Source organism: Parafrankia discariae, from assembly GCF_000373365.1.
Taxonomy (GTDB): Bacteria; Actinomycetota; Actinomycetes; order Frankiales; family Frankiaceae; genus Parafrankia; species Parafrankia discariae.
On sequence record NZ_KB891102.1, the window covers coordinates 343,677 to 367,286 of the forward strand.

The following is a 23,610-nucleotide window of genomic DNA, read 5'->3' on the forward strand; positions in this document are numbered from 1 at the left end:
CATTCGCCACTGTCATCCCGATCACCGTATCGCCGTAGTTGCCGTACCCCACGCCCAGGTCACCGTGCGCGTTACGCCGGAGACGGCGGAGGTTCTGCCCTGTGCCCCTGTCTACGCGCCCCCGCCCGTCCACCCCTGTTCCGTCTACCCCTGATGTGGGCCACTCCCCACCAGGCCCGATCCCCGCGGAGCCGGCCGGCGAGCATCCATGCCGGCCGATCCGCCGGCCGGTTCCACCCCGCGCCCGCCGCCGGCCCGGCCCCACCCGCCGCGCACCAGGCCCGCGCGACCCGCCGACACACCGGCAACACCAAGATCACGCTCTAACGCAACACCTCAGCGACACCAGGCCGACATCCGGGCGACATCTCGGCACGGTGGCGCCCACATTCGACGACCGCCCCGATCGTCCGCTAGAGTGCTACCTGCACCGCCAAGCGGGACGCCAGCCAGACCGGCGCCCCACCTGCTCGTGGTAAGTTCCTCCTCGCGGCAGAAGCAATAGCGGAGCATGCGGACGTGGCTCAGTGGTAGAGCATCACCTTGCCAAGGTGAGGGTCGCGGGTTCGAATCCCGTCGTCCGCTCGGAAGCGGTGTGGTCAGAAGTAAAGCCATCACGGCCTTTCACGGCGGAGTGGCCGAGTGGTTTAGGCAAGGGCCTGCAAAGCCCTGTACGCGGGTTCGATTCCCGCCTCCGCCTCTGATCAGGTTCCGGGCGATTAGCTCAGTGGGAGAGCGCTACCTTGACACGGTAGAGGTCACTGGTTCAATCCCAGTATCGCCCACCATCCGCGCCACCAGCGCAAAGAGCCATCCCTCAGGGGATGGCTTTTCTGGTTTCCGAGACCGCCGCGGGAAGCGGCGGGAAGTCGTCGGCGGCCCGCCGGGTCCCCGGCCGGACCGGACCGGGCCACCGCCAGTCCGGGTTCAGGCTCGGGTAGGCCTCCACGTCTCGGGCTCGGCGCCCACGCCCGCTCGGGCTCGGCGCCCACGCCCGCTCGGGGCCGGCTAGCCCACCGCCGGCCCGGCCGCACCGGGCTCGGCGCCGGACGGGCCGCTTACCAGGAAGGCCGCCAGGCCGTCGACGATGCCCTCGGCCGCCCGCTGCCGCCAGGCCGCGTCGCCGATCCGCCCGGCGTCACCCGGATTGCGCATGTTTCCGCACTCGAGGAAGACCTTGGGAACACGAGAGAGATTGAGCCCGCCGAGATCCGACCGGACCGTGATCCCGTCCTCCCCCAGATAGTCCGCCCGACGCTGGCCGGTCGCCGCGCCGAAGGAGCCGCGCAGCAGATCCGCCAGTCGTGCCGAGGCGGTGAGAATGCCCCCGTTTCCGCCGTCCGGACTGGCCGCGGGCGCGATGACGTGAAATCCGCTCCCTTCGGCCGGCCCGCCGTCGGCATGAATGGAGACCACCGCGTCCGCGCCGGCCGCGTTTCCGATCCGGGCCCGCTCGTCGACGCAGGGACCGATACCCGTGTCGTCATCACGGGTGAGTATCACTGTCGCCCCGCGGGAGCGCAGCAGGCCCGCGGCCCGCGTCGCCACATCGAAGGTGAAGGCGTGCTCCGAATATCCGGCCTCGGTCTCCGCGCCGGCGGTGTCGCATTCCTTCTGGAACCCACCGGCGTCGACAAGGCGGTTGATGACCGACCCGGCGGCGCCGTTCCCGCCGTTGTGCCCCGGGTCGAGCACGATCGTCCGGCCGGCCAGCACATGGGGATCACGCAGGGACATCGCCGCCGCGGAGGCCGCCTGAGGCCGCCGACCCGGGTCCGACGATCCGGGCCAGAAGGCCATCCCGGCCAGCGCGACGGCTATGGCGAGCAGGGAGGCCACGCCGAGGAACACGTAGGGCGAGACCCTCCTGGGGGTGTACCCGGGCATGTCAGCCCCCGATTCTGTCCGCCCCCTCCTGGGCACGGCCTGTCCGGCGTCCGGCGTTGACTGGAGCGAGATCCGCGGGGCTGGGCCGGAAGACCGGAAAGTCCGACCCGACCGTACGCGACCGACCGCCGCGCGGACTCATCGGGGGCGGCCACGGAGACCCCGGCCGAGGCTCCGTGTGGTCCCGGGTCGGGGGTCTCGACGGCCGCCGTCGAGCAGGTCCCAGACCGTCATCGACCGGCCAGGCGGGCCGGGCAGAGCCGGCGAGGGCCGACCGGACGTCGGCCGGGCGGGGAGGGAGGGCCGGACATCGGCCGGGCCGGAGAGGAAGGGCGTGGGCAGCGCCGGGAGCCCGGGTTGGCTTCTCGCCCTTTCGTTTCCCCCTCGCCGTTTCGGGGGTCGATCTAGGCCGAATCCGCTCCGAGAGGGCGAGAACGAAATGAAACGGCGAGCAGGCCACCCGGCATCTCGCGAAGTTTGTCCGATACATAACGAGTCCGGTCCTGCCTTGGCGGTCCGCCCGCGGCCCGAACCGCTGTCGGGGCCGGAGATCCCGGTCGGGGCGCGAGACGCGAGGTGGCCACGGGCCGGAGCGGCCGACCCGAGGCGGGTGACCGAGGCGGGTGACCCGGCGCGGCCGAGTCACCCCGACGCGGCCGAGCTACTCGGTGACGAAGTCGATCAGCCGCTCGACGGCCCCGAGCAGGCCCGGTTCGAGGTCGGCGTACGAGTTGACGGCGCCCAGTACCCGGCGCCACATGTCGGCCGGCTCGGCGACACCCAGGGCCCGGCAGACGCCCTCCTTCCACGGCTGCCCGCGCGGCACCCGGGGCCAGGCCTCGATCCCGACCGAAGAGGGCTTCACGGCCTGCCAGATGTCGATGTAGGGGTGCCCGGTGACGAGCACGTGCTCGCCGGCCACCTCCGCGGCGATGCGGCTCTCCTTGGACCCCGCGACGAGATGGTCGACGAGGACCCCGAGCCGACGCCCGGCCGCCGGCCGGAAGCCCGCGACGATCGACGGCAGGTCGTCCACGCCGTCCAGCGGCTCGACGACGACGCCCTCGATCCGCAGGTCGTCGCCCCACACCCGCTCGACCAGCGCGGCGTCGTGCAGGCCCTCGACGTAGATGCGGCTGGCGCGGGCCACCCGCGCCGGCAGGCCGGGAACGGCGATCGATCCCGAGGCGGTACGGCTGGGCCGGGCGGGCGCGGCCGGACGGGGGCGGGCCAGGGTGACCCGTTCGCCGTCGAGGAGGAAGCCGCCCTCGCCGAGGGGGAAGACCCGGCGGCGCCCACGGCGGTCCTCGAGCATCACGCCACCGGCCTCGACGCCGACGACCGCCCCGCAGTAGCCCGAGTCGGCGTCCTCGACCACCAGGTCCGGCTCGATCTCGACCGTCCGGGGCTTCCTGGGCGCCCGGCGTTCAGGCTGGGCCAGGACGTCGTGTCCGTAGTCGCGGCTGCGCACGCCCGCAACTTACAGTGGGACAGGCACGGGCATTCCCGACGACACGCCGTCCTCCACCCACCGGCGGGAAGCAACCCACGGGCGGAGCGCGACGCTCGGATCGAGGTGGGGCGCGATGGCGACGCGGTACGGGCCGGGGGTGGCGCTGGTCGTCATCGACCTGCAGAACGACTTCGCCGCTCCCGGGGGCAGCCTCTACGTCGCCGGCGGCGAGGAGGTCGTCGCCGGGGTGAACCGGGAGATCGCGGCGGCGACGAGCGCGGGTTGCCCGGTCTTCTACACCCAGGACTGGCACCCGCCGTCCACACCGCACTTCGTCACCGAGGGCGGGATCTGGCCGCCGCACTGCGTGCGCGACACGCCCGGGGCGCGGCTGTGTCCCGGGCTGACGGTGGCCGGTGAGGTCATCCGGAAGGGCGTGGACGGGCGCGACGGGTACTCGGGCTTCTCCGTCCGTGACCCGCGTTCGGGCGAGCGGTCGGCGACCGTGCTCGGCGAGCGGCTCGCCGCCGGGTCGGTCGGCACGGTCGTGGTGGTGGGCCTGGCGGGCGACTACTGCGTGCTGGAGACGGCGCTCGACGCCCGCGCGCTGGGTCTGGAGGTGACGCTCCCGCTGGAGCTGACCCGGTTCGTCGAACTAATGAAGGGTGATCGCGAGCGCGCGATCACCCGGATGGTCGAGGCCGGCGTGCGGGTGGAGGGCCCGGTCTGACGGTGAGGCGGCTGACGCCGCCCCGCCGGGTCACCCGCCGCGGCGCTGCCGCGGGCTCCCGCGGCGGTGCCGCTGTCGGTGCGAAGCCGCTCCTCAGGCGGCGCAGTCCCGGCACACCATCCGCCGGGCGTCGTAGAGCTGGCTGCGGTGGTGGACAAGGTAGCAACTGGTGCAGGTGAACTCATCTGCCTGCCGAGGCAGGACGCGGACGGTCAGCTCCTCTCCGGACAGGTCGGCGCCGGGCAGGCCGAGCTCGGTCTCGAACGGATCGACATCGTCACCGAGGTCGGCCGCCGCGTCCGCCCGCCGGGCCTTGAGCGCCTCGAGGCTCTGCTCCGAGGTTTCCTCGATATCGGCTGTGCGGGGGGTGTCGTAATCGGTGGCCACTGAAGTACTCCCAGAAAGGTTGTGCGCTCGTCGTGCGCAACCCACAACGCACGACCCCGGGGGTATGTGCCCGTCAGGCCCACGCGAACACGATGTGGGCTTGACCACAGGCAGGTGAGCACGGGCTCACAAGGACCCACACGAGCCGCTAACGGGGCAATCTCCCGCACACGCTCCCCGGGTGCGGTATGTCGTCGGTGGACGTCACCCGGTACGGCGCAGCCAGGTGACCGGAGCTCCGTGCGCCCCGCGGCGCAGCGGCTCGAGGACGTCGTCCCAGGCGGTTCCCAGCAGTCGGTGCAGGCCCCGGGAAAGGGTCTCCCGTCCCTCGCCCCGCTCCATCAGGGCCAGCAGCGCCGCCTCGCCGACGACCACGTCCCCGTTGGCGGCGATCGCGGCCCGGTGCAGGCCGAGATCGGGAGTGAAGGAGTAACGCTCCGCGTCGCAGCCGGGTGAGGGCCCCTCGACGGCCTCGAACGTCACATGGCCCAACCGGCGCAGGACGGCGGCGAGCCGCCCGGCGGTTCCCGGGCTCGCCCGCCATTCCAGACCGGCATACAGGAACCCAGGCCGGCCCGGCTGCGCCGTCCAGGTCAGGGAGACCGGGGCGGACAGAGCACCGGACACGGCGAACTCCAGGTGCGGGCACAGTGCCGGCGGACATGCGAGCACCGCCAACTTGCCCGGCACGGCGAAGGACGACGAGCCGGAAGACAGCTCACGAGCTGTCGAGGACATTGCCACCACGCGGGACCTCCGTCGACGAGGAACGCCTTCCCCTGCGTCTCGTCACGTCGGACCCCTCGAATACCAGTCGATCGTGCCATGACCGGCGTTCAAGGACTAGACCCACCCCCTCCCCTGGTGCCACATGTGGTGACCCCCACCCCGACAGATGGGCTGGTCCGCGGGCCGCGCGGGCCCACCGGCCCGGCCGCGGACAGGCGATGGGCAGGTCCGAGTCCGGCCCGTCCGGCCCGTCCCGTCCGGCCCGACCCGTCAGTCGCGGACCGTCAGTCGCGGTCCGGCCCCGGACCGGGCGGGTCAACCGGGCTGACCGGGCTGACCGGGCCGGACGGGCTGACCTGGCCGGAGGGGCCGGACGCCCGGCTGCCGACGTCGAACAGGCCGCCCGGCCCGGCCAGGCCGCCGAGGGCGGCGGTGAGCTCGCTGGGGACGATCCACAGCTTGCTCGCCTGGCCCTCGGCCAGCCGCGGGAGCATCTGCAGGTACTGGTAGGCGAGGAGCTTCTGGTCCGCGTCGCCCTCGTGGATGGCGCCGAAGACGGTGCCGATGGCCTTCGCCTCACCCTCGGCGGTGAGGATCTGGGCCTCCCGGTGGCCCTCCGCCCGCAGGATCGCGGCCTGCTTCTCACCCTCGGCCCGCAGGATCTCGCTGGCTTTGACGCCCTCGGCGGTCAGGATCGCGGCCCGCCGGTCACGCTCGGCCCGCATCTGCTTCTCCATCGAGTCCTGGATGGAGCGGGGCGGGTCGATGGCCTTGAGCTCCACCCGGTTGACCCGGATGCCCCACCGACCGGTCGCGTCGTCGAGCACCCCGCGCAGCTGCCCGTTGATCTGGTCGCGCGAGGTCAGCGTGCCCTCGAGGTTCATTCCGCCGATCACGTTACGCAGCGTGGTCACGGTGAGCTGTTCGATGGCGCGGATGAAGTCGGCGATCTCGTAGGTGGCCGCACGCGGGTCGGTGACCTGGAAGTAGATGACGGTGTCGATCCCGACGACGAGGTTGTCCTCGGTGATGACCGGCTGCGGCGGGAAGCTGACCACCTGTTCCCGCAGGTCGATGCGCTCCCGGATCCGGTCGACGATCGGCAGCACGATCGCCAGGCCGGGGGTCAGCGTGCGGTGGTAGCGCCCGAGGCGCTCGACCACCATCGCCCGGGCCTGCGGCACGATCCGCACCGTCCGGGCCAGGAAGATCAGGACCACCAGTGCCGCGACCGCGGCGGCGATGACTCCGCCCATGTTCACTCCTCCAGCTCACGGCGCGCGGTGTCGCCGCGCCCTAATCCAGCTCCCGGCGCGCGGTGTCCCCGAGCTCCGCGTCCGCGTGCACGAGCACGTGCGCGCCGTCGACGCGCAGCACCCGCACGGTGGTCCCGACCTCGAACTCGTCCGTCGCCGGGTACGCCCACGCGGACCAGACCTCGCCGGCGAGCCGGACCCGGCCGGTCGTCCCGTCGACCCGCTCCAGCACGACGGCCGGCGCCCCGGCCAGGGCCTCGGTTCCGGTGCGCAGCACGGGGCCGCTGGTGAGATGGCGGCGGGCGACCGGCCGCAGACCGAACGTGAGCCCGCCGGCCGCGACCGCGAACCCCACGAGCTGCACGATCAGATCGGCCCCCAGGACGGCGAGGCCCGCTCCGACCAGTGCCGCGAGCGCGAACATGACCAGAACCAGATCGAGCGTGAGCAGCTCGCCGACGACGAGCACGCCGGCGACGATGATCCACACGACCTCGTCCGCCATGACCATCACCCTAATAAGATCAGTTAGCCTGCGATCAACGAAACCTCAATGGCGGCAGGGACGACCCGGTCCCGGTTCACGCGCCCCCAAGTCACCGACGGGCGGCGAGCCGTAGGCTTCGTGCGTATGTCGCAGGTCTGGCCTGGCAACCCTTATCCCCTCGGTGCCACCTTTGACGGATCGGGGACGAATTTCGCGATCTTCTCGGAGGTCGCCGAGCGTGTCGAGCTCTGTCTGTTCGACGCCGTGGGCGCCGAGCGGAGGATCGAGCTTCGCGAGCGCGACGCGTTCGTGTGGCACGCCTACCTGCCGACGGTCCTGCCGGGGCAGCGGTACGGGTACCGGATCCACGGTCCCCATGATCCCGCGCGTGGCCATCGCTGCAACCCCAACAAGCTGCTCCTCGACCCGTACGCCAAGGCGGTGGACGGCGAGATCAACTGGGACCAGGCCGTCTTCGGCTACGACTTCGGCGATCCCGACAGCGTGAACACGGCCGACTCCGCGCCGCACATGATGAAGTCCGTGGTGATCAGCCCGTTCTTCGACTGGAACGGCGACCGCCCGCCGCGCCGTCCCTACAACGAGACCGTGATCTACGAGGCGCACGTACGCGGCCTGACCATGCGGCACGAGGGCCTGCCCGAGGAGTACCGCGGGACCTACGCGGGCGTGGCCCACCCGGTGATGATCGAGCATTACCGCCGACTCGGCGTGACGGCGATCGAGCTCCTGCCGGTGCACCAGTTCGTCCACGACGAGCACCTCGTCAGCCGTGGGCTGCGCAACTACTGGGGTTACAACTCCATCGCCTTCCTGGCCCCGCACAACGGCTACTCCTCCGCGGGCGGCGACGGCCGGCAGGTGCAGGAGTTCAAGGGCATGGTCCGCAACCTGCACGAGGCGGGCATCGAGGTGATCCTCGACGTGGTCTACAACCACACCGCCGAGGGCAATCACATGGGCCCCATGCTGTGCTTCCGCGGCATCGACAACGCGGCCTACTACCGGCTGGTCGACGACGACCCGCAGTACTACATGGACTACACCGGCACCGGCAACAGCATGCGGGTGCGCCATCCGCACGTACTCCAGCTGATCATGGACTCGCTGCGCTACTGGGTCACCGAGATGCACGTGGACGGTTTCCGCTTCGACCTGGCGGCGACCCTCGCCCGCGAGTTCTACGACGTCGACCGGCTGTCGTCGTTCTTCGACCTCGTCCAGCAGGACCCGGTGGTCTCCCAGGTCAAGCTGATCGCCGAGCCGTGGGACCTCGGCGAGGGCGGCTACCAGGTGGGCAACTTCCCCCCGCTGTGGACGGAGTGGAACGGGAAGTACCGCGACACCGTCCGCGACTTCTGGCGCGGGCAGGACCACGGCATCGCCGAGTTCGCCTCCCGGCTCACCGGCTCGTCCGACCTCTACGAGGACAGCGGCCGGCGCCCCTGGGCCTCGATCAACTTCGTCACCGCCCACGACGGTTTCACCCTGCGCGACCTGGTCTCGTACAACGACAAGCACAACGAGGCCAACGGCGAGGAGAACCGGGACGGCTCCGACGACAACCGGTCCTGGAACTGCGGCGTGGAGGGCCCGACCGACGACGTCGCGGTCAACCTGCTGCGCGACGCCCAGGCCCGCAACCTCCTCACCACCCTGCTGCTCTCCCAGGGGGTGCCCATGCTGGTAGCCGGCGACGAGATGGGCCGAAGCCAACAGGGGAACAACAACGCCTACTGTCAGGACAGCCCGATCTCCTGGCTGGACTGGTCCGACGCCGAGCGCAACGCCGGTCTCATCGATTTCACCGCCCAGCTCTCACATCTTCGGCGGACCCATCCGGTCTTCCGGCGGCGGCGGTTCTTCCAGGGCGTGTCGATCCGCGGCCAGGTCGACGGCGCGGCCACCGTCGACCTGGCCGCGAAGGACATAGTCTGGCTTCGTCCCGACGGTAGCGAGATGTCCGACACCGACTGGGAGTCCGGAACGGCGCGCTCGCTCGGCTGTTTTCTGAACGGGCAAGGCATCCCGGATCCCAACGCGCTCGGCGAGGCGATCGTCGACGACTCCTTCCTGCTGTTCTTCAACGCCCACCACGAGCCGATCCAGTTCCGGGTACCACCGGTCGACTTCGGCACCACCTGGGAGATCATCGTGGACACGCGCTCGTCCAGCGCCGAGATCGCGGCGGTACTCGGTGGCACCGACCTTGATCCCGTCGACGTCGACCGGGTGGTCAAGGCCGAGGACCCGCTCGAGGTGGACGCCCGCGCCACGCTTGTGCTGCGCCGTGTCAACTGACCGGCCCGGCGGACCCGAGCGCCACGCCCCGCCCGAGCGCCGCCGCGAGGGCGCCGGGGGGCGGGAGAACCCGCGTGGGGAGGGCGAGGGCCGCGTCGTCCCGACCGGTACCTACCGGCTGCAGCTACACATGGAGTTCTCGTTCACCGACGCCGCGGTGATCATCCCTTACCTGGCCGGGCTGGGAGTCTCCCACCTCTACCTGTCACCCGTGCTGGAGGCCGCGCCCGGGTCGACCCACGGCTACGACGTGGTCGACCACAGCCAGATCAGCCCCGAGCTGGGCGGGCTCGGCGGGCTGCGCCGGCTGGTCGCCGCCGCGCGCCGCGCCGGGCTCGGCATCATCGCGGACGTCGTGCCCAACCACATGGCGGTGCTCACGCCGGGCACCACGAACACGGCGTGGTGGTCGGTGCTGCGCGAGGGCCCGGACTCCCCCTACGCCTCGTGGTTCGACATCGACTGGGACTCCCCCGACAACCCCGGCCGAGTGCTGCTGCCGCTGCTCGGCCAGTCGCTGGCGGACAGCCTCGCCGCCGACGAGATCGCCGTCGAGCAGGACGAGGACGGCGAGTGGATCGTCGTCTACTACGACCACGTGCTGCCGGTCGCCGCCGGCACCGCCGACCCCTCCGACGTCGCCGCCACCCTGGACGCCCAGTACTACCGCCTGTGCTGGTGGCGGGTCGGCGGCACGGAGCTCAACTACCGGCGCTTCTTCGACATCCCCTCGCTGGCCGGCCTGCGCCAGGAGGAGCCGGACGTCTTCGCCGCCACCCACCGGCTGCTGATCGATCAGGTGCGCTCGGGCAACCTGGAGGGCCTGCGGATCGACCATCCCGACGGCCTCGCCGACCCCGAGGACTACCTGCGCCAGCTCGCCGAGGCCACCGGCGGGGTCTGGACGGTCGTCGAGAAGATCGTCGAGCGGGACGAGGCGCTGCCCGAGGGCTGGGCCTGCGACGGGACCACCGGGTACGAGACTCTCAACCGGCTCACCAGGCTGTTCCTCGACCCGGTGTCCGCACGCGCGATGTCGACGCTGTACACGGAGATCACCGGAAGGTCACCGGACTTCGCGCCGGTGGCGCGCGAGGCGAAGATGGACGTGCTGACCTCCGTCCTGCGGCCGGAGGTCGACCGGCTCACCGGGCTCGCCCTCGCCGAGGCCCGCCGCGACCGCGCCGACCTGACCCGGGCCGGCCTGCGCGAGGCGCTGCGCGAGGTGCTGGCCGCCTTCGAGGTGTACCGCGCCTACATCCGCCCCGACGGCACGCCCAGCCTGGAGGCCCGCGGCCACATCGTGCGGGCCTGCGAGCAGGCCCGCCTCGCGCTGCCCGGCCGGGCCAGCGAGATCGACCTCATCGAGGACCTCGCGCTCGGCGGGCCGAGCGAGTTCGTGGTCCGCTTCCAGCAGACCTGCGGCCCGGTGATGGCCAAGGGCATCGAGGACACCGCCTTCTACCGGTACGTCCCGATGGTCGCGCTCAACGAGGTCGGCGGGGCGCCCGGCGACTTCCCGGCGTACCCGACGGGACATCCACGCAGCGCCGTCAACGAGTTCCACGAGGCGAACATCACCATCCAGCGGACGTGGCCGCTGACGATGACCACGCTCTCCACGCACGACACCAAGCGGTCCGAGGACATCCGCGCCCGGCTCGCCGTGCTCTCGGAGGATCCCCGGGGCTGGGCCGACATCGTGCGGCGGCTGACCCGCCTCGGCGAGCGGCACGCCGACCCGGAGGCCGGCTGGCCCGACCCGGTGACGATGTACCTGCTGGTGCAGACGCTCGTCGGCGCCTGGCCGATCTCGGCCGACCGGGTCGCCCAGTACATGGTCAAGGCGGTGCGCGAGGCCAAGCTGTTCACGACGTGGACCGACACCGACCCGTCGTACGAGGCCGCGCTGACGAACTACATCGAGGGCGCGCTCGAGGACGAGGAGTTCGTCGCCGCGCTGGACACCTACGTCGCCACCCTGGTCGAGCTCGGCCGGCAGAACAGCCTCGCGCAGAGGCTGCTCCAGCTGACGATGCCCGGCGTCCCGGACGTCTACCAGGGCCAGGAGCTGTGGGACCACTCCCTGGTGGACCCGGACAACCGCCGTCCAGTCAACTTCGGCGAGCGGACGAAGATGCTCACCGAGCTGGGCGTCGAACCCGGCTCCGAGCTCGCGGCCCCGCGGCGCCCGCCCGTGCTCGACGACTCCGGGGCGGCGAAGCTGCTGGTGGTGGCACGCTCGCTGCGCATCCGCCGGGACCACCCCGAGTGGTTCGGCGAGGAGGGCACCTACCGGCCGCTGTGGGCGTCCGGGTCCGCGGCGGAGCACGTGGTCGCGTTCAGCCGCTCCGAGTCGGTGGTGACCGTCGTGCCCCGCCTCGTGCTCGGGCTGCGCCGCGGCGGCGGGTGGCGCGACACCACGGTGATCCTGCCCGAGGGCCGCTGGGCGGACGTCCTCACCGGGCGGCGGCACGACGGTGGCACGGCCTACGTGCTGCGCCTGCTGCGCGACTTCCCGGTCAGCCTGCTGATCCGCACGCCCTGAAGTGTGGCCCGGGTCGGGCCGGATCCACGGCCCGGCGGAACCCGCGGGCCGGAAGCGTCACCGAGGGGACGTCGGACCGGTAGACATTGAGTCATGAGTTCCTTCCGGGTATGGGCGCCTGACGCGAAGACGGTCAGTCTGGTCATCGCGGACGGCGGCGGCGCGGACGGCGGCGACGCCACGGCCGCGGCAGGCGGCACCGGCGGCGGCGAGGCCGGTGTCCGGCAGGACACCGTGCACGAGATGTCCGGCATCGACGGCGGCTGGTGGACGGTGGACGTCCCCTCCGCCCACCACGGAGCGGACTACGCCTACCGCCTCGACGACGGTGAGCAGGAGCTGCCCGACCCGCGGTCGGCCTGGCAGCCGCACGGCGTGCACGGCCGCTCCCGGCTCGTCGACCACACCCGCTTCCCGTGGACGGACGGTCACTGGCACGGGGTGCCGCTGTCCGGCAGCGTGGTCTACGAGCTGCATGTCGGCACGTTCACGCCGGGTGGCACCTTCGACGCGGCGATCGAGCGCCTCGACCACCTGGTGGACCTCGGCGTCGACCTCGTCGAGCTGCTGCCCGTGAACGCGTTCCCCGGCCGGCACGGCTGGGGGTACGACGGCGTCGGGCTGTTCGCCGTGCACGAGCCGTACGGCGGGCCCGACGGCCTCAAGCGCTTCGTCGACGCCGCGCACCAGCGCGGGCTCGGCGTGATCATGGACGTCGTCTACAACCACCTGGGCCCGGACGGCAACTACCTGGGCCGGTTCGGCCCCTACTTCACCGACCGCTACACCACCCCGTGGGGCCCGGCGGTGAACCTGGACACCCCCGGCTCGGACGAGGTCCGCGCGTTCATCATCGACAGCGCGCTGGCCTGGCTGCGGGACTACCACTGCGACGGGCTGCGCCTCGACGCCGTGCACGCGTTCGTCGACAGCCGGGCACGCCACCTGCTGGAGGAGATCGCCGACGAGGTGCACCGGCTCGGCACCCAGCAGCGCCGCCCGCTGTTCGCCGTCGCCGAGTCGGATCAGAACGACCCGCGGATGGTCGCCGCCCCCGAGGCCGGCGGGCACGGGCTGGACGGCCAGTGGGCCGACGACGTCCACCACGCGCTGTGGGCGGCGCTGTCCGGCGAGCGGCAGGGCTACTACGGCGACTTCGGCTCGTTCGAGACGCTGGAGAAGGCGCTGGGCTCGGCCTTCGTGCACGACGGCGGCTACTCCGCGTTCCGCGGCCGTTCCCATGGCCGGCCGGTGCCGCCGCGGACACCGGCCTACCGGTTCGTCACCTTCCTGCAGAACCACGACCAGATCGGCAACCGGGCGACGGGCGACCGGGCGACCGCCACACTCAGCGACGGCCGGCTGCGGATCGGGGCCGCGCTGCTGCTGACCGCCCCGTTCACGCCGATGCTGTTCATGGGCGAGGAGTGGGGCGCCACCACCCCCTGGCAGTACTTCACCGACCACACCGACCCGGGGCTGGCGGACGCCGTCCGGGAGGGCCGCCGTGGTGAGTTCACCGCGCACGGCTGGGGCCCCGAGGAGGTCCCGGACCCGCAGGACCCGGCGACCTTCGAGCGCTCCCGGCTGGACTGGAGCGAGCCCGGGCGCCCGGGGCACGCCGCCCTGCTCGACTGGCACCGCCGGCTGATCTCGCTGCGCCGCCGGCTGCCGCAGCTCAGCGACCCGTCGCTGGCGTCGGTGCGCTGCTCCTACGACCCCGCGGCGAACTGGTTCGTGCTGCGCCGGCTCTCCCGGGCGGGTGACGTGGCGGTCGTGTGCAACCTCTCACCCGAGCGGCAGGCCGTCCCGGTCGAGGGGGTGCCGTTCGACGCGCCGGCCGCGTCCAGCCCCGGGTTCACCTACATGCCGGGCCGCGTCGAGCTCGCCGGCGAGTCGGTGGTCGTCGTGCGGCTGCTGCCGCACCACTGAGCCGCGGGCGGCCCGCTCACCGCCGGCGGGCCGCCGAGCGGGTGAGCCCGTAGTAGAGCAGGCCGAGCCCGGCCAGGCTCACGACCAGTACACCGATCAACAGGGCCACGTACGTGTTCACGCCTCCATCCTGGCAGCAACGGCACCCTCGCTCGCGGCGGCGCCGGTTACAGTCGGGCCGATGCGCATTCTTCTGTCCGGTGACGCCCCGATTCCTCGCGGCGGCGCGGCTCCCCAGGACGGCGCGGAGGCTGCGCGTGCCGCGGGCGATACCGACGTCCACGTCCCGGTCGGCCTCGACCTTGGCCCTGGCCTCGGCCCTGGCCCTGGCCCTGAGGCCGACGTCGACCTCGACGTCGCCTACGCGCTGCCGGAGCCGACTCCGGGCGTCCCGTACGTCCGCTCCAACTTCGTGGCGTCCGCGGACGGCGCCATCGAGCTCGACGGGCGCTCCGCGGACCTGGGCGGCCCCGCCGACCTGCGGGTGTTCCGGACGCTGCGCTGGCTCAGCGACGTGGTCCTGGTCGGCGCCGGCACCGCGCGCACCGAGGACTACGGGCCGGTCCTCGTGCCGGCCGAGCGACGGGAGCGGCGGGCCGCCGCCGGGCTCGCGCCCGTTCCCCCCGTCGCGGTCGTCAGCGGGCGGCTCGAGCTCGACCCGGACGCCCGCCTGTTCACCGCCGCCGTCCGGCCGCTGCTGCTGACCTGCACCGCCGCCCCGTCGCCGCGGCGACGGGCACTCGAGGCCGTGGCGGAGATCGTGGTGTGCGGCGACGAGACCGTCGAGCCACGCGCCGCGCTCGCCGCGCTCGCCGAACGCGGGCTGCTGCGGGTGCTGACCGAGGGCGGCCCGCGGCTGCACGCCCAGTTCGCCCGGGCCGGCCTGCTCGACGAGCTGTGTCTGACCCTCGCCCCGCTCCTCGCCGGGCCGGGGCGCCTCGGGCTGATGGGGGGCCCGGTGTGGCCGGCGCCGGTCGGCCTGCGGCTCGGCCACGTCCTGGAGGAGGACGGAGCGCTCTTCCTACGCTACCTACGCTGACCGCTGACCGCCCTGGGCACGGGTTCCCGACCGGCGGCCACGGTCCGACCCCGCTGACCGGCCTGTGCACGGTTTCGCGCCGTCCACAGGCGGGCTGATCCCAGGGGCGGCGGCGATCCGCGCGGCTAGCGTCGACAGCGACCTCGGCGCCGGCCTCCGACGGGAGACGGTGGTCCGGCCCGCGGTCCCCTCGGCGGCTTCGGCGAACGGTGGCGCGATGAGTTCCGAACGACCTGCTCCGGCGCGGCGACGGGTGGTTCCGGCCCGGCCGTCCGCACCCGCGCACAGGGCGGGCCGATGACCGGGCCGGGTGGGCCCACCGGCGAGGCCGCCCGCCCGAACCGCCAGCGCGAGGCGGTCGAGGCCGCGCTCGCGGCGGCGACCGACGGGCGGGTCAGGCTCGCCGACGCCTTCCACCGGCTGTTCGCCGCCGCGGACGAGGGCGGCTGGCAGGGCCGCGCGGCGAGCGACTGGCGGCGCCAGGCCGAGCGGGCGCGCACGGCGACCCTCGGCGCCGTCGACGCGTTCGCCGACGCCTGCCGCCGGTCACTGGCCGGGCAGCCCGAGTGGGTGCCCGCCGATGATCCCCGAGCCTGGCACCCCGGGCCGGCGCTGCCGGCCGGCGGCCGGTGACCGCGCCTGGTGTCGAGCGCCGAGCCATGCCCACCCCCGCCGGCCGCGTCGTCGTCGATCCCGACGCACTGCGCAGGCTGATCACCGCGATGGCCGACCTGCGGGAGACGGCGCGGGCCCAGGCCCGGCTGCTGTCGGCCCAGGCCGACGCCACCGGGACCGCCACCGGGACCGCCGGTGACGCGCCGGCCGGGCTGCGGGCGGCCAGCGCCTGGGCCGATCAGGGCATCACCGTGCTGCGCAGACGGCTGGCGCTCGCCGAGGCCGCCGATCCCGGGTCCGCGGGCCCGCTCCCCCCGGCCGCCCTGCGCGGTGTTCCCGACCTGTACGACACCGCCGAGCAGGCCCGGGCCGCGGGCCGCTCGCTCGCCGAGCGCCTGCTGCGCCCGGACCCCGACCGCCGGGACCGGAGCAGGCTGGCCGACCTGGCGGCGGCGCTGTCCGGGCGGACCGCGGACCCTGACTTCGTGATCGGCTTCTACGACCGGCTCGGCCCCTCCGGTCTGGCCGGTCTGCTGCACCAGGTCCTCGGGGCCGGCACGCCGGGCGACCCGCGGCCCGGCGTGGAGATCATCGGTCGCACCCTGGCGAGCTACAGCCGGCTACGCCGCCTCGACGACGCCTGGCTGGGCCGGTTCAACAGCCGGCGCCGGGACGACCAGGTCGAGACCGCGCTGCTCGGGCCGCTGCTGCGGCACGGCCGCTTCGCCTCCTCGCTGCTGGAGCGGCTCGGCGAGCTGCTCTTCGGGACGGACGACGGCTCGCTGCGGGACGTCGGCCTCCAGACCGGGCCCGGCGGCCGCGGCGCCGGGGGCTCGGGCGCCGCCCGGGAGGCGTTCGGCTCCGCGCTGCTGCGGGCGATAGCCACCGACCCCGACCTGGCGCCCGCCTTCGGCACGAGGCACCTCTCCCAGCTCCTGCACGCCTCCTGGGCGCGGAGCTCCGACGTGCCGGCCGGCCTGCGCCCGACCGGCGGCTGGCGCGCCCCGGAGCTCGAGGCGGCGCGCGCGGAGCTGGTCGCGGCGGCCGGCGGCGCGGCGGCCCGGCTGGCTCGTCCGGCCGCCGCCCGGCAGTTCGTGGCCCGGCTCGTGGACGTGGTGGCCGGCGCCGGCCCCAGCGAGGTCTCCCCGCGGATGCGAGCGGCCTACGGCGAGGTCCTGCACACCTGGCGCGAGGACCTGTACGCCGCGGTCGTCTCGCCGCTGCCACCCGATCCCACCGCGCTCGACACGCCCGGGCTCGGCCGGGAGCCCCGGCAGTGGGCCGCGCTGCTGCTGGAGAGCCTGCGCGGCGGCGCCAGCGCCCCGCTGCTCGCGGCCGACGCGGTGGCCGTCGGGGTGGACATCGACCAGCGGGCCTGGGAGCTGACCAGGGGCTACAACGGTCCCGGCGCGGCGCACTACCCGGCGAGCCCGCGGGCCCTGGCCTACCACCAGGCGAACGAGGTGACCACGTTCTTCGGGACGGCGTTGAGTGAGACAGCCGAGCGGGTGCTGCGCGAGCACGCCACGCGTGAGGAGGAGCACCGGCGGCGCGCCGCGGTCATGATCGACATTCTGGCCGAGGTGGCGAAGTCCATCGACTTCACCAGCCTCGTGCGGACCCTCACCAACGCCGCCCGCGGCCTGACGGTCGAGATCGTCGAGGACCGGATCCGGCGGGCCACCGCCGACCTGCCCACCGCGGGCTCCCGGGCCGTCCTGGCCGACCTGCGTACCGGGTTGCGGGCCGTTCCCGGGTGGCAGTCCCGCTACCGCGCCTCGGTGGCGGACCTGTGGCGGCACCGGGGCGGCGACCCGCTGCGGCCGGTCCTCGTCCAGCTCCCCGGCGGCGGCACCCGCCGCTACACCGGCGACCCGCGCGCCGACGGGTTCGTCACCGGGCCGGCGGACGACTTCACCGGCCTGGACGGCGAGCCGATGGACGTCGCCCGGATGAGCCGGGAGCAGCGGGCGGCGTACGCCGCCTGGCTGGCCAGCCCCGCGATCGTGGCGAACAACGACCGGCTGCCGGCGGTGCTGACGGCGCCACCCGCGGACGTGGTGCCCGGGTGGGCTCCCGACTGGGCCCGGTGATGGTTCCGTCAGTCCGGCGGGATGCGCAGGACGTCGGCGACGTCGAACCGCACCGGCTGTTCGAGCTGGGCGTGGGTGCAGCCGGCGGGGTCACGGTCGGGCCGGAAACGGACGAACTGCGTGGTGTGCCGGAAGCGCGGTCCCTCCAGGTGGTCGTAGCGCACCTCGACGACCAGCTCGGGCCGCAGCGGGACGAACGAGAGGTCCCGGCCCCGGGCCCACCGGCTCTCCCCGGCGTCCCAGGGCGTGCGCGCCGACTGTCCCGCCGCCGGCGGCTTCCCGGCCGCGGCGCCGTCCGGCGCGGCGTCCGGCGCGCTCTGCCGGGCCCAGGGGTGGGAGTCGATCGGCACCACGAGGTGGGCCAGCTCGCGGACGAGCTCCCGCCTGCGCGCCATCGGAAAGGCCGAGGTGACGCCGACGGCCAGCAGCGGGATCTCCCGGCCCGCCGGGTCCGGGGGTTCGGCGGCTGCCGTGGTGTCCGTGATGTCCGTGGGGGCGGCGTAGAGCCCGAGCAGCAGCGACCCGACCGCCTCCGGATCGTTCTTGTGCGGCCGGTAGCCGGCCACGACGCAGTCGGCGGTGCGATCATGCTTGATCTTCACCATGGCGCGCCTGTCCGGCTCGTACACGCCGTCCGGCGGCTTGGCCACCAGCCCGTCGAGCCCGGCGCCCTCGTAACGCTCGAACCACTGCCGGGCCACGTCGAGCTCACCGGTCGAGGGCGTGAGGTAGACCCCGCTCGGGACCCGCCGGGCCGGTGCCGGTCCGGGCGCCGCCGGCCGCGTGGGCGGGGCACCGGGCGGCACCGGTCCGGCTCGACCGGCGAGAGCGTCCTCGAGCGCCGCGCGCCGCCGGGCGAACGGCTGATCCGTGAACGCCTCGTCGCCGAGCGCCAGCAGGTCGAACGCGACGAACGAGACCGGGGTCTCCACCGCGAGCCGCGCCACCCGGCTGGCCGCCGGGTGCACCCGTTGCGACAGCTCCTCGAAGTCCAGCCCGTCCGGGCCGACGACGACGATCTCGCCGTCGAGCACGCAGCGCTCGGGCAGCGCCACGAGCAGCGCCTCGACCAGTTCGGGAAAGTAGCGGGTCATCGGCCGGGTGTTACGCGAGGTGATCTCCAGCTCGGCTCCGTCGCGGAACACCAGGGCGCGGAAGCCGTCCCACTTCGGCTCGTACAGCATGCCCGGGGGGATCCGCGGCGCCGCGCGGGCGAGCATCGGCTTCACCGGCGGTGTCACGGGCAGGTCCACCCGCCGATCCTCGCGCATCGGGCCGGCGTACCGCGAGCACGGCGGGCGGACGGGCCGGCCCGCGCCGCAGTCGTCCGCCCCGGTCGGCACAGGCGGGCCGGCGCGGGCGGTTCAGCGCGCCCGGGTGACGGCCAGCACCTGCTCGGCGTGGGCGGAATCGCACACGACCAGGTCGGGCAGCAGCGGGTCGGGCCGGTTGTAGCGCAGCTCCGAGCCGTCGAGCCGGCTGGTGTGCAGGCCGGCCGCCCGCGCGACGGCCACCGGCGCCGCGGAGTCCCACTCGTACTGCCCGCCGTCGTGGACGTAGATGTCGGCGTCGCCCCGGATGACCGCGGCCACCTTGGCTCCGGCGGACCCCATCGGCAGGACGGTCGCGCCCAGCTTCTCCGCGACGTCGGCGACGACCTGTGGCGCCCGGGTCCGGCTCGCCACGATGCGGGGCACCGTGATGTCGACGCCCGCCGGGTCCGCCCGGGCGGGCAGCGGGCCCTCGCTGGAGAGCGTCACGCCCAGCGCGGGCAGCGCCACGACCCCCACGGCCAGCCGGCCCCGTTCCCACAGCGCGACGTGCACGGCCCAGTCGGTCCGCCCCGGCTCGGCGAACTCGCGGGTGCCGTCGAGCGGGTCGACGATCCACACCCGGGCCGCGTCCAGGCGCACCGGATCGTCCGCCGCCTCCGCTGAGAGCACCGCGTCGCCCGGCCGGTGGCGGCCGAGCGCGCGGGCCAGCAGCCGGTGCGACCGGGCGTCACCGGTCTCGCGCAGGGTCGCCGGCTCGGCGAAACCAAGTTCGGCCCTGATCCGCAGGAGAAGCTTGCCCGCGTCAGTGGCCAGTCGGGCGGCCAGCGTGGCGTCGCTGAGCTCATCCGTGGCGATGTCGACCGGAACCGTGGCGAACCCGTCCGGCCGGCGGATGTCGTCGGTGCTCATCGGGTGGGAGTCTTCCACCCGCTACCGTCGCGGGTGTGAGCGCCACCTCCGACACCGCCGTCGGCCCGTTCGCCCCGGATCCACCCGCCTCGGCCGGTCCGCCCGACCTCCCGGACGGTGGTGAGCGGGGCGGCGCGAACGGCGTCCGACCGCCCGCCGTCGTCACCGCCGAGCGCGCCCGCGAGCTGCGGGCCGCCTCGGTGGCCTGGCCGTCGGTGGTGCTGGACCCGCGCCAGCTCACCGATCTCGAGCTGATGCTGCTCGGCGTGTTCGGCCCGGCGCCGAGCTACCCGGGCCGGGCCCGCCAGCCCGCCGGCCCGCCGGTGCCGGGCCTGATCGTCCCCGGCGCGACCACGGCCGCGCTGGCCCCGGGCATGGACGTCGCGCTGCGCGACCGCGAGGGCGTGATGCTCGCGGCCCTGCACCTGCTCGGCCTGGAGCCCACCGCGGACGACCCGCCGGCGCCCGCCATCACGACGGGACCGGAACCGCAGGCACGACCGGAACCGGAGCCGGAACCGGAGCCGGGAGCAGGCCCAGGCCCTGAACCGGGCCCGGTGCGGCTGGTCGGCACGGTGGAGGGCCTGGAGCTGCCCAGCCACCCGGACTACCCGCGGCTGCGGCTGACCCCGGACGAACTGCGCGCCGAGTTCGCCGCCCGGGGCTGGGCGACCGCGGGCGCGGGGGCGGCCCCGTGGGCGGTGTGGGCCGACGGCCTGCTGCACACCGCCGACGTCGGGCGGATCCGCGCGCTGACCCGGCAGGGCAAGCACTGCGTGATCCTGGCCCCGGTCGGCGGGGCGGATCCGGCCGACGCCGCGCACCACCTGCGGGTACGCTGCCTGCTCGCCGCGCTGGACGCGATCGACACCCCGCCCCGGCCGGCCGAGGCGACGCTGGCCCGCGAGCCCGTCGCCTCGGACGCCGTGTCACGGGAGGGCTCCCGGGCGCATCCGGTCGGCCAGCCGGAGTTCGCCCACCCCGCCGCGCTCGCGCCGGAGTCCCGACAGCACCGCAGCATGCTCGTGCTGGTCCCGGTCGTCCCGTCGGAGCGGCTCGCCGCGCCCCGCGAACCGGCGATGAGCGCGACCGCCCCGGGCGGCCTGGCCGACGAGGCGGCGAGCGAGCCCGCGCTGGACGAGATCGCCGAGCTCACCGCCCTGCGGGCCCATCTCGCCGAGGTCTACGGCTGCGCCGGCAGCCTGACCGGGCCGGCGATCGGCGCGCCCGGCGCGGACGATCTCGCGGCCCTGCTCGACGCGGGCGCGCCGCCGCCGGCCGAACTCACCCCGCCGGGGGTGGCGGCCGAGCTGACCCGCGCGGTTCCCCCGCGCCACCAACGCGGCCTGACGATCCTGTTCACCGGGCTGTCCGGCTCGGGCAAGTCGACCCTGGCGGGCCTGCTGGTGTGCCGGCTGCTCGAACGCGGCCGGCGGGTCACCCTGCTCGACGGAGACATCGTGCGGACACATCTCTCTCAGGGCCTGGGCTTCTCCCGCGCCGACCGGGACACGAACGTGCGCCGCATCGGCTTCGTCGCCGCGCAGGTCGCGGGCGCCGGCGGGATCGCCGTGTGCGCGCCGATCGCGCCCTACGACGACGTCCGCGCCCAGGTGCGGGCGATGACCGTCGCACGCGGTGGCGGTTTCGTGCTCGTGTACGTGTCGACCCCGCTGGAGGTGTGCGAGGCACGGGACCGCAAGGGCCTCTACGCCAAGGCCCGGGCGGGGGTGATCCCCGCCTTCACCGGCGTCTCCGACCCGTACGAGGAGCCGGCCGACGCCGACGTGGTGGTCGACACCGCGGGTCTGCCGACCGGGCAGGCCGTCGACCGGGTGCTCACGCACCTGGTCGAGGCCGGCTGGGTCGAGGGCCCCCACGGTCAGTAGGCGCCCTCGCGGCGCAGTACGGCGAACAGCGTGCGCCACAGGATGACGAAGTCCATGGCCAGCGACCAGTTCTCGACATAGCGCAGGTCGAGCCGGACGGACTCGTTCCACTCCAGGTCGCTGCGCCCGCTGATCTGCCACAGCCCGGTCAGGCCGGGCTTGACCATCAGCCGGCGGTAGACGTCGTCCTCGTAGCGGGCGACCTCCGAGGGCAGCGGCGGGCGCGGGCCGACCAGCGACATGCTGCCGTTGACCACGTTGAACAACTGGGGCAGCTCGTCGAGCGACCACTTCCGGAGGAACTTGCCCACCTTGGTGATCCGCGGGTCGTCCCGCATCTTGAACAGCAGGCCCTCGGCGCGCTCGTTGCTCGACTCGAGCTCGGCCTTGCGCTGCTCGGCGTCTACATACATCGAACGGAACTTGTACATCCGGAACTCGCTGCCACCGCGCCCGACCCGGGTCTGCTTGAAGATCGCCGGCCCGCGGCTGGTGAACCGCACGGCCAGGCCGAGACCGATCAGCAGCGGGGCGAACAGCAGGATCGCGGTGCCCGCGACGATCCGGTCGAAGGCCATCTTCATCAGCCGGCGGGTACCGGTGAGCTCGGGCTCCTCGATGTGCAGCAGTGGCAGGCCGGCCACCGGCCGGATCGAGATCCGCGGCCCGGTCACATCCGTCAGCGCCGAGCTGACCAGGACGTCCACGTCGCTGCCCTCAAGGGCCCACAGGACCCGGCGCAGCGTCTCGCCGTCCATCTGCGGGCCGATCGCGACGGTCGTCGCGTGGGTCGCCTGGATGGCGGTGTGCAGGTTCTCCGAGGTGCCGACGATCGGCACGCCGAGCAGGTCGAACCCGCTGCGCTCGGGGCGGTCGTGGCTGTGCCGGCCGGGCAGCCGGTCCAGGCAGACCCCGACGACGGACCAGCCGGTGGTCGGGTCCCGCTGGGCCAGCCGGACGAGGGTGGCCGCGGACTCGCCGGCCCCCACGACGAGGACGCGGTGCAGGCAACGCCCCTGCCGCCGCATGCGGTGCAGGATGCCGCGCCCGGCGGAGCGGCCGGCCACCGACAGCAGCGTGGCGGCCGGGAAGGCGATGAGCACGTAGCTACGGGCGATCTCGGCCTTCGTCGCGTAGGAGGCGACGGCGAGCAGCGCGGTGAGCCGGGCGGCGGCGTTGACGACCCGCCGGAACTCCTCCGACCCGCCGCCGAGGAAGCGGGTCTCGTAGGCGCGGTTCAGCGACATCGCCAGCACCCAGGCCAGCGGCAGCAGGACCGTCATGATGATGTACGGCTTCGAGGAGGGCGGCTCGGTGTCGAAGTCGACGACGTCCCCGAAGCGGACGAAGTAGGCCAGACCTGCGGAGACCACACAGGCGATCGCGTCGAAGAGCACCAGCAGCCGGACGTAGCGCCGTTCCCAGCCGATCTGGGCCCGGTAGCTGGTCGCGTCCGGCGAGGTCTCGATGTGGGCGAAGTCGAACTGCGTGCCGGCGGGCACCCGGTGGTGGCGGCCGGTGGCCGGCTGCACGGGTGGCCCCGGCCAGCCCGGCGCGGCCGGCGGCTCGGGCCAGCCGGTTTCCGCCGGCGGCTCCGGCCAGTCGGGCTCCGCCGGCTCCGACCAGTCGGATTCCGGCTCCGGTTCCAGCCAGTCGGGCTCCCTGGGCGGCCCCGGCCAGCCCGGCGGCGCCGGATGGCTCGGCCGGCCCGGTTCGAAGTAGCCACGGGACTGCGGTACGACACCCGGGCCGCCGCCGGGCGGCCCGGACCCGCCGCCCGGCCTGGCGCCGCCAGCCGACCTGGCGCCGCCGGCCGGCCTCGCCCCACCGGGTGGCATGGCTCCGCCGGACGATCTCGCCCCCCCGAACGGTCTCGTTCCTCCGGACACAGCCTCCGTCACAGCAGGACCCCCCCAGGACCTCGGTACATCAGTTCCGATCGGCGAACTGGACGGGTGGAGACCGCCCCCCGCGAATCTCCCCGCCGCAGCCATTGTCGATCAGAACTAATCAGCTCGTGGGGCAGATCGCCGACGCGGACACAAGGTCGGACCCGAGGC

At 73.9% G+C, this 23,610-nt stretch carries 17 protein-coding genes and 3 tRNA genes; 11 read left to right on the top strand and 9 right to left on the bottom strand.

Annotated features, from left to right (window positions below):
• The first annotated feature begins 513 nt into the window (after positions 1-513).
• The 3 genes from B056_RS0101420 (at position 514) to B056_RS0101430 (ending at position 788) form a co-directional block, all read left to right on the top strand.
• Positions 514-585, top strand: a tRNA-Gly gene (locus B056_RS0101420).
• 43 nt (positions 586-628) lie between these two features.
• A tRNA-Cys gene (locus tag B056_RS0101425) sits at positions 629-700 on the top strand.
• Between the two features lie 13 nt (positions 701-713).
• Positions 714-788 (top strand) — tRNA-Val (locus B056_RS0101430).
• A 220-nt stretch (positions 789-1,008) separates the two neighbouring features.
• Here B056_RS0101430 and B056_RS0101440 read toward each other — a convergent pair.
• Positions 1,009-1,887, bottom strand: a complete 879-nt coding sequence (locus B056_RS0101440) for an N-acetylmuramoyl-L-alanine amidase (RefSeq protein WP_026239206.1) — start codon at positions 1,885-1,887, stop codon at positions 1,009-1,011.
• A gap of 661 nt (positions 1,888-2,548) precedes the next feature.
• Entirely contained in the window at positions 2,549-3,358 is an 810-nt protein-coding gene (locus B056_RS0101445; RefSeq protein ID WP_018500121.1) for a DUF3097 domain-containing protein, read from the bottom strand.
• Between the two features lie 115 nt (positions 3,359-3,473).
• Here B056_RS0101445 and B056_RS0101450 point away from each other — a divergent pair, with 115 nt between their 5' ends.
• Positions 3,474-4,070: an isochorismatase family protein gene (locus B056_RS0101450; RefSeq protein WP_018500122.1), complete on the top strand. Its 597-nt coding sequence runs from the start codon at positions 3,474-3,476 to the stop codon at positions 4,068-4,070.
• A gap of 93 nt (positions 4,071-4,163) precedes the next feature.
• On the opposite strand, the gene B056_RS0101455 is transcribed toward B056_RS0101450, so the two are convergent.
• The 4 genes from B056_RS0101455 to B056_RS0101470 form a co-directional block, all read right to left on the bottom strand.
• The gene (locus tag B056_RS0101455; protein WP_018500123.1) at positions 4,164-4,457 is read right to left on the bottom strand and encodes a DUF4193 domain-containing protein; all 294 of its coding nucleotides are present in this window, start codon (positions 4,455-4,457) and stop codon (positions 4,164-4,166) included.
• 204 nt (positions 4,458-4,661) lie between these two features.
• Entirely contained in the window at positions 4,662-5,195 is a 534-nt protein-coding gene (locus tag B056_RS0101460) for a DUF3145 domain-containing protein (protein WP_018500124.1), read from the bottom strand.
• 275 nt (positions 5,196-5,470) lie between these two features.
• A complete protein-coding gene (locus tag B056_RS0101465) occupies positions 5,471-6,442 on the bottom strand; it encodes an SPFH domain-containing protein (protein ID WP_018500125.1) in 972 nt (323 codons plus the stop codon).
• A gap of 40 nt (positions 6,443-6,482) precedes the next feature.
• Positions 6,483-6,947, bottom strand: a complete 465-nt coding sequence (locus tag B056_RS0101470; protein ID WP_026239208.1) for an NfeD family protein — start codon at positions 6,945-6,947, stop codon at positions 6,483-6,485.
• A gap of 126 nt (positions 6,948-7,073) precedes the next feature.
• Between B056_RS0101470 and glgX the strand changes: the two genes are divergently transcribed.
• The 6 genes from glgX to B056_RS0101505 all read left to right on the top strand — a co-directional run bounded on the left by glgX (position 7,074) and on the right by B056_RS0101505 (position 17,478).
• The gene (gene glgX, locus B056_RS0101475) at positions 7,074-9,251 is read left to right on the top strand and encodes a glycogen debranching protein GlgX (protein ID WP_018500127.1); all 2,178 of its coding nucleotides are present in this window, start codon (positions 7,074-7,076) and stop codon (positions 9,249-9,251) included.
• Positions 9,241-11,799, top strand: coding sequence for a malto-oligosyltrehalose synthase (gene treY / locus B056_RS0101480; protein ID WP_026239209.1), 2,559 nt, complete (start codon positions 9,241-9,243; stop codon positions 11,797-11,799). The genes glgX and treY overlap by 11 nt, the downstream gene beginning before the upstream one ends.
• A 93-nt stretch (positions 11,800-11,892) precedes the next feature.
• Positions 11,893-13,731 (top strand): malto-oligosyltrehalose trehalohydrolase, encoded by a 1,839-nt coding sequence (treZ, locus tag B056_RS0101485; RefSeq protein ID WP_018500129.1) that lies wholly within the window; start codon positions 11,893-11,895, stop codon positions 13,729-13,731.
• Between the two features lie 181 nt (positions 13,732-13,912).
• On the top strand, positions 13,913-14,770 hold the full coding sequence (locus tag B056_RS0101495; protein WP_018500131.1) for a pyrimidine reductase family protein: 858 nt from the start codon (positions 13,913-13,915) through the stop codon (positions 14,768-14,770).
• 297 nt (positions 14,771-15,067) lie between these two features.
• Positions 15,068-15,403 (top strand): hypothetical protein, encoded by a 336-nt coding sequence (locus B056_RS0101500; RefSeq protein ID WP_018500132.1) that lies wholly within the window; start codon positions 15,068-15,070, stop codon positions 15,401-15,403.
• 26 nt (positions 15,404-15,429) lie between these two features.
• Positions 15,430-17,478, top strand: coding sequence for a hypothetical protein (locus tag B056_RS0101505; protein WP_018500133.1), 2,049 nt, complete (start codon positions 15,430-15,432; stop codon positions 17,476-17,478).
• Positions 17,479-17,486: 8 nt separating this feature from the next.
• Here the strand turns inward: B056_RS0101505 and B056_RS0101510 are convergent, their stop codons facing one another.
• Both B056_RS0101510 and B056_RS0101515 read right to left on the bottom strand, forming a co-directional pair.
• Entirely contained in the window at positions 17,487-18,731 is a 1,245-nt protein-coding gene (locus B056_RS0101510; protein WP_026239210.1) for an ATP-dependent DNA ligase, read from the bottom strand.
• A gap of 111 nt (positions 18,732-18,842) precedes the next feature.
• Positions 18,843-19,661 carry a 3'(2'),5'-bisphosphate nucleotidase CysQ gene (locus B056_RS0101515; RefSeq protein WP_018500135.1) on the bottom strand — a complete coding sequence of 273 codons (819 nt, stop codon included), beginning with the start codon at positions 19,659-19,661 and terminating at the stop codon, positions 18,843-18,845.
• Positions 19,662-19,696: 35 nt separating this feature from the next.
• Here B056_RS0101515 and cysC point away from each other — a divergent pair, with 35 nt between their 5' ends.
• Positions 19,697-21,550 (top strand): adenylyl-sulfate kinase, encoded by a 1,854-nt coding sequence (cysC, locus tag B056_RS0101520; protein WP_018500136.1) that lies wholly within the window; start codon positions 19,697-19,699, stop codon positions 21,548-21,550.
• Here cysC and B056_RS0101525 read toward each other — a convergent pair.
• Positions 21,544-23,052 carry a sugar transferase gene (locus B056_RS0101525; protein WP_018500137.1) on the bottom strand — a complete coding sequence of 503 codons (1,509 nt, stop codon included), beginning with the start codon at positions 23,050-23,052 and terminating at the stop codon, positions 21,544-21,546. The genes cysC and B056_RS0101525 overlap by 7 nt on opposite strands.
• Positions 23,053-23,610 lie beyond the last annotated feature (558 nt).

Bases quoted from the DNA above. Each gene is read 5' to 3' on its own strand.
- B056_RS0101495 (WP_018500131.1), top strand. From the start codon at position 13,913: ATGCGCATTCTTCTGTCCGGTGACGCCCCGATTCCTCGCGGCGGCGCG.
- glgX (WP_018500127.1), top strand. From the start codon at position 7,074: ATGTCGCAGGTCTGGCCTGGCAACCCTTATCCCCTCGGTGCCACCTTT.
- B056_RS0101450 (WP_018500122.1), top strand. From the start codon at position 3,474: ATGGCGACGCGGTACGGGCCGGGGGTGGCGCTGGTCGTCATCGACCTG.
- B056_RS0101505 (WP_018500133.1), top strand. From the start codon at position 15,430: ATGCCCACCCCCGCCGGCCGCGTCGTCGTCGATCCCGACGCACTGCGC.
- B056_RS0101500 (WP_018500132.1), top strand. From the start codon at position 15,068: ATGACCGGGCCGGGTGGGCCCACCGGCGAGGCCGCCCGCCCGAACCGC.
- B056_RS0101460 (WP_018500124.1), bottom strand. From the start codon at position 5,195: ATGTCCTCGACAGCTCGTGAGCTGTCTTCCGGCTCGTCGTCCTTCGCC.
- B056_RS0101465 (WP_018500125.1), bottom strand. From the start codon at position 6,442: ATGGGCGGAGTCATCGCCGCCGCGGTCGCGGCACTGGTGGTCCTGATC.
- B056_RS0101440 (WP_026239206.1), bottom strand. From the start codon at position 1,887: ATGCCCGGGTACACCCCCAGGAGGGTCTCGCCCTACGTGTTCCTCGGC.
- treZ (WP_018500129.1), top strand. From the start codon at position 11,893: ATGAGTTCCTTCCGGGTATGGGCGCCTGACGCGAAGACGGTCAGTCTG.
- B056_RS0101515 (WP_018500135.1), bottom strand. From the start codon at position 19,661: ATGAGCACCGACGACATCCGCCGGCCGGACGGGTTCGCCACGGTTCCG.
- B056_RS0101470 (WP_026239208.1), bottom strand. From the start codon at position 6,947: ATGGCGGACGAGGTCGTGTGGATCATCGTCGCCGGCGTGCTCGTCGTC.